Source organism: Pseudomonas crudilactis (assembly GCF_013433315.1).
In the GTDB taxonomy this organism is placed as follows: Bacteria; Pseudomonadota; Gammaproteobacteria; order Pseudomonadales; family Pseudomonadaceae; genus Aquipseudomonas; species Aquipseudomonas crudilactis.
Window position 1 is genome coordinate 88,903 of sequence record NZ_WXVV01000013.1, and the last position, 12,654, is coordinate 101,556.

Below are 12,654 nucleotides of genomic sequence, written 5' to 3' on the forward strand. Positions count from 1 at the left end.
CTAAGGGAAAACGCATGGATTTGATACTCGACCTGCTCGCCACCGTCTCCCGCTGGAGCCGCAGCAACCTCTCGGAAATCGCCCTGGCGCTGGTCGGCTGCTTGCTGGTGCTGTTCGGCGCTGACTTCAAAGGCTGGGTCGAGCAGCGCCTGGGCAGCATCGCCGGCGCCTTGCGCGTGCCACTGATGGCGCTGCTGTGCCTGATCGGCAGCGGCGCGGCGCTGATTTACGCAACGCCTTGGGTGATCAAAGGCTTGAGCCAGTTCAACAACTACAGCCTGGCGCCCGTCCTGCTGGTAGTCCTCGTGCTCATTGGCGTAGTCGCCGACCGCCGCTGAGCCGAAAACGATCCAAAATGAATGTGGGCGTGATGATTCCCGCCCGCCCACAGGGATCGTCTATTTAACGCCGGACTTGACCTCATGGCGGATCATCGCGCTGAGCCCGTAATAGTCCTGGCAGCCCAGTGCTTCAGCGCTATCCAGATACAAAATGCTCTGACTGTCGTGTCGGTCGCTGGCGTTTACCCGTGTCAGCGCCAGAATGTAGTTGGCCTCAGCCCGATACTGCTCCTCTGACAACATCAACGCCACAGCGCGGGCGCGCATGGCCGCTGCCACACCTTGCTGAGTCTGGGGCGCCCTTTCGTCCAGGAAACACAGGGAGCGCTTGGCCTGCAGCGGATAATCGTCAACATGAGCGTCGGGTTTACTCAACAACTGTTCCAGCGACTGCAGGAATTTCAAATGATCGGCGTTGTGCAGATCAAACCGTTCATAGGCTTTGTCGCACAGATGGTAGTAACCCACCGCGGCCGCCAGTAACCCTTGATCCATGGCTTTCTGGTACAGGCCGCAAGTTTCCAGGCGTGTTCGCTCAGAGAACATCGGATTGTCCTGCAGACTGGCCAGCAGGTACGTTGCCAGCGTGTGTCCGCCATCCGATGCGTGCTTCAAATTCTCGGCCAGCGCTTCAATATCGCCCTCTGCAACGCGCAATTGCTCCGGGGTGTATTCGAGCGTTTCTCCGGCGGCCTCCCGCCTGATGCGCTCATTGGCTTCGCGCTCGATCTTCACCGCCGTTCTCTGCGCACTTGCAAAGTATTCCTCAGGGGTGACTACCCGCTCGCAGGCGGCGCAAAACAATAAACCCAGAACCAGCGTGCAGGCGAAAATGGCTTTCAAGACTCGTCTTCCTTTACAAGTGGGGGACGTAGAGCTTTCGGCGGATCGCCAGCAATCTTTAAGGCCCCCAAAAACAACTGTAGGAGTGAGCCTGCTCGCGATAGCGGTGTGTCAGTCGGCATAAGTACTGACTGATCCACCGCTATCGCGAGCAGGCTCACTCCTACATTGGGTATCGCGTGATGCTCAGGACTGTTTTTCGAACTTCAGGTCCCACACGCCATGGCCAAGACGTTCGCCGCGGCGCTCGAACTTGGTGATCGGGCGTTCAGCCGGGCGTGGCACGCACTTGCCGTCTTCGGCGAGGTTGCGATAGCCCGGCGCGACGTTCATCACTTCCAGCATGTATTCGGCGTACGGTTCCCAGTCGGTGGCCATGTGCAGAATGCCGCCAACCTTCAACTTGCTGCGCACCAGTTCAGCGAACGAGGCCTGAACGATACGACGCTTGTGGTGACGGCTCTTGTGCCACGGGTCCGGGAAGAACAGCATCAGGCGATCGAGGCTGTTGTCGGCGATGCAGCGGTTGAGCACTTCGATCGCGTCGCAATCGTAGACCCGCAGGTTGGTCAGGCCCTGAGTCAGCACGCCATTGAGCAGCGCGCCGACACCCGGACGGTGAACTTCCACGCCGATGAAATCCTGATCCGGTGCGGCCGCGGCCATTTCCAGCAGCGAGTGGCCCATGCCGAAACCGATCTCCAGCGAGCGCGGTGCCGAACGGCCGAAAACCTGATCGTAATCCACCGGCGCGTCGGCCAGCGGCAACACGTACAGCGGCGCGCCCTGATCCAGACCGCGTTGCTGGCCTTCGGTCATGCGCCCGGCGCGCATCACGAAACTCTTGATGCGGCGGTGTTGGCGCTCGTCGCCTTCTTCCGTCTGGATAGGCGTGTCGTTCGATTCAGTCATCAATGGCTCTTACTTGATCAGACCATCCAGCGGCGAAGAGGCGCTGGCATAGAGTTTTTTCGGCATACGGCCAGCGAGGTAGGCCAGACGGCCTGCAACGATGGCGTGTTTCATGGCTTCAGCCATCATCACCGGCTGCTGGGCGTGGGCGATGGCCGAGTTCATCAGCACCGCATCACAACCCAGTTCCATGGCGATGGTTGCGTCGGACGCAGTGCCGACACCGGCATCGACCAACACAGGGATCTTGGCTTCTTCGAGGATGATCTGCAGGTTGTACGGGTTGCAGATCCCCAGACCGGAACCGATCAGACCGGCCAGCGGCATCACCGCGATGCAGCCGATTTCTGCCAGTTGCCGGGCGATGATCGGATCATCACTGGTGTACACCATCACGTCGAAACCTTCCTTGACCAGCGTTTCGGCAGCCTTGAGGGTTTCGATGACGTTAGGGAACAGGGTCTTCTGGTCAGCCAGCACTTCCAGCTTCACCAGGTTATGACCGTCGAGCAACTCACGGGCCAGGCGGCAGGTGCGCACGGCTTCGATGGCGTCGTAGCAACCGGCAGTGTTCGGCAGGAAGGTGTAGCGCTGCGGCGACAGCACGTCGAGCAGGTTCGGCTCGCCTTCGATCTGGCCGAGGTTGGTGCGGCGCACGGCGAAGGTGACGATTTCGGCACCCGAGGCTTCGATGGCCTGACGGGTTTCTTCCATGTCACGGTACTTGCCGGTACCGACCAGCAAACGCGACTGGTAAGTACGACCGGCCAGCACAAAAGGCTTGTCGCTACGAACGATGCTCATGGGGAATCCTCTTTAGGAGTGAGGGTCTTGCAGAATTCTGTGCCCTTGCGGGCCGGGCGATCAGCCGCCGCCGATGGCGTGCACCACTTCAACGTTGTCGCCATCGTTGAGCGTGGTGTCGGCATGCTGGCTGCGCGGGACGATATCCAGATTGAGTTCGACTGCCACCCGGCGTCCGGTCAGTTCCAGACGGGTGATCAGGGCCGCAACGGTCTCGCCGTCGGGCAGTTCAAGGGATTCGCCGTTCAATTGAATGCGCATGCACAACGCCGCCATCATTTTTAGGGGCTGGCATTCTAGCCCGATCATGACCTAAAGGTCAGCACCAAGCGTCAAGCGGTTGGCTGCAAGCGCCAGGCGGCGAGGCCCAGGCAGACCCAACCGGCCAGAAACGCCAGACCACCGAACGGGGTGATGATGCCGAGCTTGCTGATGCCGGTGGTGGTCAACACGTAAAGGCTGCCGGAGAACAGCAGGATGCCGACGGTAAACGACACGCCGGCCCAAGCAACCAGTCGGCCCTGAATCTGCGTGGCCAACAGCGCCACACCGAACAGCGCCAAGGTGTGCACCAACTGATAGGTCACGCCGGTGTGGAAAATCGCGAGGTACTCGGGCGTCAGGCGGTTTTTCAGGCCATGGGCGGCAAACGCGCCCAGTGCAACACCGGTAAAACCAAAAAAAGCGGCCAGCATCAAAAAGCCACGCAGCATTGGGAACTCCAGTCAGACGCGATCGGCAGGGTCTGTATAATGGCCCGCTCCACCGGTTCGGCCAAGCCATCTCTATGCTGCGTACTATTTTCCGTCGTCTCACGAAGGCCCTGCTCTGGTTCGCGGGCGGCAGCATCTTGCTGGTGCTGGTGTTTCGCTTCGTGCCGCCGCCGGGCACGGCGTTGATGGTCGAGCGCAAAGTCGAATCCTGGGTCGATGGCGAGCCGATTGACCTGCAACGTACCTGGAAACCATGGGACGAGATCTCCGACGACCTCAAAGTCGCGATCATGGCCGGTGAGGATCAGAAGTTTCCCGAGCATTGGGGCTTTGACTTCAGTGCGATTCAGGCCGCGTTGGCGCACAACGAGCTCGGTGGATCGATTCGCGGCGCCAGCACCTTGAGTCAGCAGGTGTCGAAGAATCTGTTTCTGTGGGCCGGGCGCAGCTATCTGCGCAAAGGTCTGGAGGCCTGGTTTACAGCGTTGATCGAAGTGTTCTGGCCCAAGCAGCGGATTCTTGAGGTGTATCTGAACAGTGTCGAGTGGGATGACGGGGTGTTTGGTGCTGAAGCTGCCGCCCGCCATCACTTTGGTGTGAGCGCGAAGTCGTTGTCGCGGCAGCAGGCGAGTTATCTGGCGGCTGTTCTGCCCAATCCGCGTGTCTGGAGTGCCAGTCATCCGACCGCTTATGTCTCGCGTCGGGCCGGGTGGATTCGCCAGCAGATGAGTCAGTTGGGTGGGGATAGCTATTTGCTGGGGCTCAACGATTCGCGCCGCGCACCTTGGTCTGAATAACGCTGAAGATCCCCTGTGGGAGCGAGCTTGCTCGCGAATGCGGTGGATGATTCAGCAGTGGCGGTGACTGACACTCCGCTTTCGCGAGCAAGCTCGCTCCCACATGGATTTTGTGTGAAGCCTGAAATGAAAACGCCCCGATCATCGCTGATCAGGGCGTTTTTTATTGCCTGCTCGCCGGTTACGCGGCGATCGACAATTTGAGCTTGTTCATCGCGCTCTTCTCGAGCTGACGGATCCGCTCGGCCGACACGTTGTACTTCTGCGCCAGGTCGTGCAGCGTGGCTTTCTCTTCTGCCAGCCAGCGCTGGTAGAGAATGTCGCGGCTGCGTTCGTCCAGCACTTCCAGCGCTTCGTGCAGGTTGCTGTTGGAGTTGTCGCTCCAGTCGGCATCTTCCAGTTGACGCGCCGGGTCGTACCGGTGGTCTTCCAGGTAGTTGGCCGGCGACTGGAAAGCGCTGTCGTCGTCGGCTTCAGCAGCCGGGTCGAAGGCCATGTCATGGCCGGTCAGGCGACTTTCCATCTCGCGCACTTCACGCGGTTCAACGCCGAGGCTTTCCGCCACACGGTGGACTTCCTCGTTGTTCAGCCACGCCAGACGTTTCTTCTGGCTGCGCAGGTTGAAGAACAGCTTGCGCTGGGCCTTGGTGGTCGCGACTTTCACAATGCGCCAGTTGCGCAGGATGAACTCGTGAATTTCCGCCTTGATCCAGTGCACGGCGAACGACACCAGACGCACACCCATTTCCGGGTTGAAGCGTTTTACGGCCTTCATCAGGCCAACGTTACCTTCCTGGATCAGGTCAGCCTGAGCCAGACCGTAGCCGGAATAGCTACGGGCAATGTGTACGACAAAACGCAGGTGGGCGAGCACCATCTGCCGAGCCGCCCCCAAATCCTGCTCATAGTAGAGACTCTCGGCCAGTTCACGCTCCTGCTCCGGCGTCAGCAATGGAATGCTGTTGACGGTGTGTACGTAAGCTTCCAGGTTCGCACCCGGAACCAACGCATACGCAGGTTGCAAAGAATTGGTCATACGAAAAAACCTCCCACTTACATACTCGTGCTTCTCAGCACTGCGAAAAATTGACCGGGAACTCAAATACAAGTTCCCAAAAAACCGCGAGGTCAATCACGCGCAAAAAAGATTCTACTTCGGCGCCAGCTCCCTGAGATGGCGTGCGACTGCAATCCATGCACCGATATAACCCAACAGCACCGCGCCAAGCAAGAGCGACAGACCGTCGGCAACTGGCACTCCGGCCAGCGCGAAATCACTGCCGTACAAGCCGGCCAGTCCAACCACCGCGTCGTTCAGCCAGTTCAGGCCGAACGCCAATACGCCCCAGGACAACAGTCCCGCACCGAAGCCATACAACGCCCCCATATAAAGGAAGGGACGTCGCACATAGCTGTCAGTGCCGCCGACGAGTTTAATCACTTCTATCTCTGTGCGGCGGTTTTCAATATGAAGACGAATGGTATTGCCTATCACCAAAAGTAATGCGGAAACCAAAAGCACCGTCAGACCGAAGACAAAACGATCGCCAAGCTTGAGGATGGCGGCCAGACGCTCGACCCAGACTAGATCAAGTTGCGCCTGTTGTACCTTGGGCAGCTCGGAAAGTTTTTGTCTTAATGCTTCCAGGGTCGGCTTGTCGACTTCGTTCGGAGTGACCAGCACCACGCCCGGCAACGGGTTCTCCGGCAGCTCGCGCAGGGCTTCGCCCAGTCCGGACTGTTGCTGGAACTCTTCCAGCGCCTGATCACGGCCGACATATTCAGCATCAGCTACGCCGGGCATGCCTTTGATCTGTTCACGCAACGACTCGCCTTGCTCGGGGCTGGCGTCGAGTTGCAGATACAGCGAGATCTGCGCTGCCCGCTGCCACGAACCGCCAAGACGTTCGACATTGTTGAGCAACAGCGAAAGGCCCATCGGCAGGCTCAGCGCGACCGCCATCACCATGCAGGTGAAGAAGCTGCCGATCGGCTGTTTGCCCAAACGACGCAGGCTGTCGAGCAGGCTGGCGCGATGACTTTCGACCCAGGCACGGAACAGCGTGGCAAAGTCCGGGCCATCGTCATCGTCGTGCTTTTTCTTCTTTGGCGGCTGCGGATCGGCGGCTTTCGGGGCCACGCGTTCGGAAACCTTCGGACTGCGTGTCGCACTCATTCGCCGGCCTCCCCGTCGCCAATCAATCGGCCGCGTTGCAGGGTCAGCATGCGGTGACGCATGCGCGCGATCAGTGCCAGGTCGTGACTGGCGATCAGCACGCTGGTGCCCAGACGGTTGATGTCTTCGAACACGCCCATGATTTCCGCCGCCAGACGCGGGTCGAGGTTACCGGTCGGTTCGTCCGCGAGCAGCAAGGCCGGACGGTGAACGATGGCGCGGGCAATGCCGACGCGCTGTTGCTGACCGGTGGACAGGTCGCCCGGATACAGATCGGTTTTATCCGACAGTGCCACGCGCTCCAGCGCCGAATCGACACGTTTGGCGATTTCGGCCTTGGACAGCCCGAGAATCTGCAACGGCAACGCGACGTTGTTGAACACCGTGCGATCGAACAGCAACTGGTGATTCTGGAACACCACGCCGATCTGCCGACGCAGAAACGGAATCTGCGCGTTGCTGATGGTGCTCAGGTCTTGCCCCGCCAGCAGCAGTTTGCCGCTGGTCGGACGTTCCATCGCCAGCAACAGGCGCAACAAGGTGGATTTACCGGCACCGGAGTGGCCGGTGACAAACAAGAACTCGCCGCGACGGACTCGAAAGCTCAGCTCATGCAAGCCGACGTGACCGTTCGGGTAGCGTTTACCGACCTGTTCGAAACGAATCATGAACGCTCCCGCTCGGCAAACAGTGCCTGGACAAAGGGTTCGGCTTCAAAGGTACGCAAATCGTCGATGCCTTCACCGACGCCGATGTAGCGGATCGGCAGGCCGAACTGCTTGGCCAAAGCGAAAATCACCCCGCCCTTGGCGGTACCGTCGAGCTTGGTCAGCGCCAGGCCGGTCAGTTCGACGGTCTGGTTGAATTGCTTGGCCTGGTTGATGGCGTTCTGGCCAGTACCGGCGTCGAGCACCAGCAGCACTTCGTGCGGCGCGTCGGCGTCGAGCTTGCCGATGACCCGGCGAACCTTTTTCAGCTCTTCCATCAGGTTGTCTTTGGTGTGCAGACGACCGGCGGTGTCAGCGATCAATACGTCGATGCCACGCGCCTTGGCGGCCTGAACGGCGTCGAAGATCACCGAAGCCGAGTCGGCGCCAGTGTGCTGAGCGATCACCGGGATCTTGTTGCGCTCGCCCCAGACCTGCAATTGCTCCACAGCGGCGGCGCGGAAGGTGTCACCGGCGGCGAGCATGACTTTCTTGCCTTCCAGTTGCAGCTTCTTCGCCAGTTTGCCAATGGTGGTGGTCTTGCCGGCGCCGTTGACGCCCACCACCAGAATCACGAACGGCTTGTTCTGCGAAGCGATTTTCAGCGGTTGTTCGACCGGTTTGAGCATCGCAGCCAGTTCGGCCTGCAGGGATTTGTACAGCGCGTCGGCGTCGGCCAGCTCTTTGCGGGCGACCTTCTGGGTCAGACGCTGGATGATTTGCGTGGTGGCTTCGACGCCGACGTCGGCGGTGAGCAGACGGGTTTCGAGGTCATCGAGCAGATCGTCGTCGATGGTTTTGCGGCCGAGGAACAGGCTGGCCATGCCCTCGCCGATGCTGGCGCTGGTCTTGGACAGGCCTTGTTTAAGACGAGCGAAGAAACCGGCTTTGGTTTCTTCGGTGCGCGGGGCTTCGACTGGCGCTTCGGCCACCGCTTCAACCGGCACGACTGGAGCAACCGTAACAGGGGCGGGGGCGGGGGCGGGGGCGGATGCAGGTGCAGGTGCAGGCTCGGGCTCGGGCTGTTGAATGACCGGCGCAACGGGGGCGACAACTACCGGAGCTACAGGCTCAGAAACAATAGGTTCAGCTACAACCGGCGCAGGCTCGACAACCGGCTCAACCACAGGCGTCGGAGCAACTTCGGGCACAAACGCGGCAGGTGCAGGAATCTCCGGAGTGACGTGCGGCGCAGCTTCTTCAACCAACGCCACCGGCTCTTCCGCCACTGGCAAGGTCAACCACGGCTCGGCCGCCGGGGTCAGCGGCAGTTCAGCCGCCACTGGCGCTTCAGGCTCGGGTTCCGGCTCAACCGGTTGCAGCACCGGCTCGGCAATCGGCAGCACAATCGGTGCCGGCTCTTCTTCTATTACCGGAGCGGGCGCCGGGGCAGGCTCAGGAATCGCGGGCGGCTGTTCGACGACGGGTTCCTGCGGTTTCTTACGCAGCCATCCGAACAGGCTTTTCTTCTCGCCAGCCGCAGCTGGGGTCTTCTTGTCGTCGTTGGAACCAAACATGGAGGACGGCTATCTCACGGTAGCGACGCGCCATAAGGGCGCCCCGGCAAATAAATATTCGATGCAGAACAGACTGTGTTTCATCCAGCTTGTTCACGCGCAACATTTTGTCGAGGCGCCAGCGGCACCCCAAAGAATCGTATAAACGAAGGACTAAACCGGCAAATTCGGCGAAAAAGCGAAGTTTAGTCGATAAACCGCAGCTTTCTGCCGCAAACCGATACAGCCGGATCAGGCCCGAAAACCTGATAGGCGTGGTCGCCGGTAAAACGGATCAGTATCCTAGCACCCTCTCGCCCGCCGACGCTAAGACCAAGCGGGCAGCCCAACAGGTTAAAAAACGAATGAATGCTCTAGCCCGCCGCGCCGCAGGCCTGCTGCTCAGCACAGTCTGCCTGCCCCTTTCGGCCCTGGCGGCCGACCCGCAACCGACTCACGAATTCACCCTGGACAACGGCCTCAAGGTCGTCGTGCGCGAAGACCATCGCGCGCCAGTGGTGGTGTCGCAGGTCTGGTACAAGGTCGGTTCCAGCTACGAAACCCCGGGCCAGACCGGTCTGTCCCACGCACTTGAGCACATGATGTTCAAGGGCAGTGAGAAAGTCGGCCCCGGCGAAGCGTCATTGATCCTTCGCGATCTGGGCGCCGAAGAGAACGCCTTCACCAGCGACGACTTCACTGCTTATTACCAGGTGCTGGCCCGCGACCGCCTGGGCGTAGCCTTTGAACTGGAAGCCGACCGCATGGCCAATCTGCGCCTGCCGGCCGACGAGTTCGCCAAGGAAATCGAAGTCATCAAGGAAGAGCGCCGCTTGCGTACCGATGACAAGCCGATGTCCAAGGCTTACGAGCGCTACAAGGCCATGGCCTACCCGGCCAGCGGTTACCACACGCCGACCATCGGCTGGATGGCCGACCTCGACCGCATGAAAGTCGAAGAGCTGCGCCACTGGTATCAATCCTGGTACGTGCCGAACAACGCCACGCTGGTAGTGGTCGGTGACGTTACCCCGGACGAAGTGAAAACCCTCGCTCAGCGCTATTTCGGCCCGATCGCCAAGCGCGACGTGCCACCGGCGAAAAAACCACTGGAACTGGCTGAACCGGGCGAACGCCAGATCACCCTGCACGTGCAGACTCAGCTACCGAGCCTGATGCTTGGTTTCAACGTGCCGAGCATCGCCACCGCTGAAGACAAACGCTCAGTCAACGCCTTGCGCCTGATCTCGGCCCTTCTCGACGGTGGCTACAGCGGTCGCATCCCGACGCAACTGGAGCGCGGCGAAGAGCTGGTCTCCGGCGGTTCGTCGAGCTACGACGCCTACACCCGTGGCGACAGCCTGTTCACCCTGTCGGCAACCCCGAACACGCAGAAGAAAAAGACCATGGCGCAAGCCGAGGCCGGTCTGTGGAAACTGCTCGAACAGTTGAAAACCACCGCACCTTCCGCTGAAGAACTGGAACGTGTGCGCGCGCAAGTGATCGCCGGTCTGGTGTTCGAACGTGATTCGATCACCAGCCAGGCCACCGCAATTGGTCAACTCGAGACCGTAGGCCTGTCGTGGAAACTGATGGACACCGAACTGGCCGATCTGGAAAGCGTGACCCCGCAAGACATCCAGAACGCTGCCAAGCTGTATTTCACCCGCGAACGTCTCAGCGTCGCCCACGTCCTGCCACTGGAGACGACTCATGAGTGAGCGCAAAACCCCACGTCTGATGCTGCTCGGCCTGATCGCCATTGCGGTGATCGGCTCGACGGCTTTCTATCTGTCGCCAAGCGCTGACAGCAAGGCCAGCGAAGCCCTCGACAACGCCAAGTCCAGCCAAAAGCTGCAATCGCTGACCGAACTCGACGGCAAAGCGCCGGCCAGCCGCAAACTCGACGTACAGACCTGGAGCACCGCCGCAGGCGCCAAAGTGCTGTTCGTCGAAGCCCATGAGTTGCCGATGTTCGACATGCGCCTGATCTTCGCCGCTGGCAGCAGCCAGGACGGCAGCGCCTCGGGTCTGGCGGTGCTGACCAACGCCATGCTCAACGAAGGTGTCGCCGGCAAAGACGTCGGCGCCATCGCTCAAGGCTTTGAAGGCCTCGGTGCAGACTTCGGCAACGGTGCGTTCAAGGACATGGCGCTGGCTTCGTTGCGCAGTCTGAGTGCCACCGACAAACGTGAACCGGCGCTGAAGCTGTTCGCGGAAGTGGTTGGCAAACCGACCTTCCCGGCCGACTCTTTCGCACGCATCAAGAACCAGATGCTCGCCGGTTTCGAGTACCAGAAACAGAACCCCGGCAAACTCGCCAGCCTTGAGCTGATGAAGCGTCTGTATGGCGATCACCCGTACGCGCATTCGAGCGACGGCAATCCGCAGAGCGTGCCAAAGATCACTCTCGCGCAATTGCGTGAGTTCCACGCCAAGGCTTACGCCGCTGGCAACGTGGTGATCGCGCTGGTCGGCGACCTGTCGCGTGCGGAAGCCGAGGCGATTGCCAATCAGGTTTCTTCTGCCCTGCCGAAAGGCCCGGCGCTGGCGAAGATCGCTCAGCCGCAAGAGCCGAAAGCCAGCATCAACCATATCGAGTTCCCGTCGAAGCAGACCAATCTGATGCTCGCCCAACTGGGCATCGACCGCGACGATCCGGATTACGCGGCGCTGTCGATGGGTAACCAGATCCTCGGAGGCGGCGGTTTCGGCACACGCCTGATGAGCGAAGTGCGTGAGAAGCGCGGCCTGACCTACGGCGTGTACTCGGCTTTCAGCCCGATGCAGGCGCGCGGCCCGTTCATGATCAATCTTCAGACCCGCGCGGAAATGAGCGAAGGCACCCTGAAACTGGTGCAGGACGTACTCGCCGACTACCTGAAAACCGGGCCGACGCAGAAGGAACTCGACGACGCCAAACGTGAACTCGCCGGCAGCTTCCCACTGTCCACCGCGAGCAATGCCGATATCGTCGGCCAACTCGGCGCGATGGGCTTCTATAATCTGCCGTTGAGCTATCTGGACGACTTCATGCGTCAGTCGCAAAGCCTGACCGTGGAACAAGTCCGCGACGCCCTGAACAAACACCTGAGCACGGACAAAATGGTCATCGTCACCGCTGGCCCGACCGTGCCGCAAAAGCCGTTACCGGCCCCATCTGATAAACCTGCCGAGCAACCGCTCGGGGTTCCGGAGCATTAATGGCAACTCGTTCCCCTAAAAAGCCTGCGCACAACGTCCACAACGGTGTGAACCAGTTGCGCATCATTGGCGGCCAATGGCGCAGCCGCAAGCTGAGCTTCCCCGACGCGCCGGGCCTGCGCCCGACGCCGGACCGCGTGCGTGAAACCCTGTTCAACTGGCTGGCGCCGTACGTTGAAGGGGCCAAGGTGCTCGACCCGTTCGCCGGCAGCGGCGCACTGTTTCTCGAAGCACTGTCCCGCGGCGCGGCCATGGGTCAGGCGCTGGACGCCAGCAACATCGCCGTCTCCAGCCTGAAGGAACACCTCGGCACCCTGCGCTGCACCAACGGTCAGGTGCAGACGGCGGACGCGCTGCGTTATCTGGAAACCCAGACCGCCAGCGCGTTCGACCTGGTATTCCTCGACCCGCCGTTCAATCAGAACCTGCTGCCGGCCGTTTGCACCTTGCTCGAAGAGCGTCAGTGGCTGGCGCCCGATTCGTGGATCTACACTGAAAGCGAAACAGCGCCATCGACGCTGGGCCTGCCGGGCAACTGGCGCCTGCACCGCGAGCAGAAATCCGGCCGGGTTTACTACGCGCTGTGGCAACGTACGGCAGAGATCGCCGGTTAACCGACCGGTCTGAATCAGCGGCGCCCCTTCCAATGGGGTCGCCGCTC

Annotated in this window: 14 protein-coding genes; 5 read left to right on the forward strand and 9 right to left on the reverse strand. The window is 60.7% G+C overall.

The annotated features are described in order from the left end of the window. Nucleotides 1-14 precede the first annotated feature (14 nt). Nucleotides 15-338, forward strand: coding sequence for a DUF3392 domain-containing protein (locus GTU76_RS16105; protein ID WP_008083808.1), 324 nt, complete (start codon nt 15-17; stop codon nt 336-338). 60 nt (nt 339-398) lie between these two features. Here GTU76_RS16105 and GTU76_RS16110 read toward each other — a convergent pair whose 3' ends face one another. The 5 genes from GTU76_RS16110 to GTU76_RS16130 all read right to left on the reverse strand — a co-directional run bounded on the left by GTU76_RS16110 (nt 399) and on the right by GTU76_RS16130 (nt 3,613). Further along, nucleotides 399-1,184, reverse strand: coding sequence for a hypothetical protein (locus GTU76_RS16110; protein WP_175555551.1), 786 nt, complete (start codon nt 1,182-1,184; stop codon nt 399-401). 186 nt (nt 1,185-1,370) lie between these two features. Then, complete coding sequence (gene trmB / locus GTU76_RS16115; RefSeq protein ID WP_016983240.1) at nt 1,371-2,096, reverse strand: tRNA (guanosine(46)-N7)-methyltransferase TrmB; 726 nt, start codon at nt 2,094-2,096, stop codon at nt 1,371-1,373. Between the two features lie 9 nt (nt 2,097-2,105). Next, on the reverse strand, nt 2,106-2,900 hold the full coding sequence (locus GTU76_RS16120; RefSeq protein WP_016983239.1) for a thiazole synthase: 795 nt from the start codon (nt 2,898-2,900) through the stop codon (nt 2,106-2,108). Between the two features lie 60 nt (nt 2,901-2,960). Beyond that, nucleotides 2,961-3,161: a sulfur carrier protein ThiS gene (gene thiS / locus GTU76_RS16125; RefSeq protein ID WP_122604433.1), complete on the reverse strand. Its 201-nt coding sequence runs from the start codon at nt 3,159-3,161 to the stop codon at nt 2,961-2,963. A 71-nt stretch (nt 3,162-3,232) separates the two neighbouring features. Next, entirely contained in the window at nt 3,233-3,613 is a 381-nt protein-coding gene (locus GTU76_RS16130; protein WP_016983237.1) for a DUF423 domain-containing protein, read from the reverse strand. A 74-nt stretch (nt 3,614-3,687) separates the two neighbouring features. Between GTU76_RS16130 and mtgA the strand changes: the two genes are divergently transcribed. Continuing rightward, nucleotides 3,688-4,410 carry a monofunctional biosynthetic peptidoglycan transglycosylase gene (gene mtgA / locus GTU76_RS16135; protein ID WP_180699052.1) on the forward strand — a complete coding sequence of 241 codons (723 nt, stop codon included), beginning with the start codon at nt 3,688-3,690 and terminating at the stop codon, nt 4,408-4,410. A 181-nt stretch (nt 4,411-4,591) separates the two neighbouring features. Here mtgA and rpoH read toward each other — a convergent pair whose 3' ends face one another. From rpoH to ftsY, 4 genes are all read right to left on the reverse strand, one after another. After that, nucleotides 4,592-5,446, reverse strand: coding sequence for an RNA polymerase sigma factor RpoH (rpoH, locus tag GTU76_RS16140; protein ID WP_007913617.1), 855 nt, complete (start codon nt 5,444-5,446; stop codon nt 4,592-4,594). Nucleotides 5,447-5,560: 114 nt separating this feature from the next. Further along, nucleotides 5,561-6,586, reverse strand: coding sequence for a permease-like cell division protein FtsX (ftsX, locus tag GTU76_RS16145; RefSeq protein ID WP_034153670.1), 1,026 nt, complete (start codon nt 6,584-6,586; stop codon nt 5,561-5,563). After that, nucleotides 6,583-7,254, reverse strand: a complete 672-nt coding sequence (ftsE, locus tag GTU76_RS16150) for a cell division ATP-binding protein FtsE (protein WP_008065082.1) — start codon at nt 7,252-7,254, stop codon at nt 6,583-6,585. The genes ftsX and ftsE overlap by 4 nt, the downstream gene beginning before the upstream one ends. Beyond that, nucleotides 7,251-8,810 carry a signal recognition particle-docking protein FtsY gene (ftsY, locus tag GTU76_RS16155; RefSeq protein WP_180699053.1) on the reverse strand — a complete coding sequence of 520 codons (1,560 nt, stop codon included), beginning with the start codon at nt 8,808-8,810 and terminating at the stop codon, nt 7,251-7,253. Before ftsY ends, ftsE begins: the two co-directional genes overlap by 4 nt. A gap of 344 nt (nt 8,811-9,154) precedes the next feature. On the opposite strand from ftsY, the gene GTU76_RS16160 reads away from it, so the two are divergent. Genes GTU76_RS16160 through rsmD form a run of 3 tightly spaced genes read left to right on the forward strand, consistent with a single transcriptional unit; the run spans nt 9,155 to nt 12,607 of the window. Continuing rightward, a complete protein-coding gene (locus GTU76_RS16160) occupies nt 9,155-10,510 on the forward strand; it encodes a M16 family metallopeptidase (protein ID WP_025112091.1) in 1,356 nt (451 codons plus the stop codon). Beyond that, nucleotides 10,503-11,993, forward strand: coding sequence for a M16 family metallopeptidase (locus GTU76_RS16165; protein ID WP_180699054.1), 1,491 nt, complete (start codon nt 10,503-10,505; stop codon nt 11,991-11,993). The genes GTU76_RS16160 and GTU76_RS16165 overlap by 8 nt, the downstream gene beginning before the upstream one ends. Further along, on the forward strand, nt 11,993-12,607 hold the full coding sequence (gene rsmD / locus GTU76_RS16170) for a 16S rRNA (guanine(966)-N(2))-methyltransferase RsmD (protein ID WP_077574913.1): 615 nt from the start codon (nt 11,993-11,995) through the stop codon (nt 12,605-12,607). The genes GTU76_RS16165 and rsmD overlap by 1 nt, the downstream gene beginning before the upstream one ends. Nucleotides 12,608-12,654: the final 47 nt, after the last annotated feature.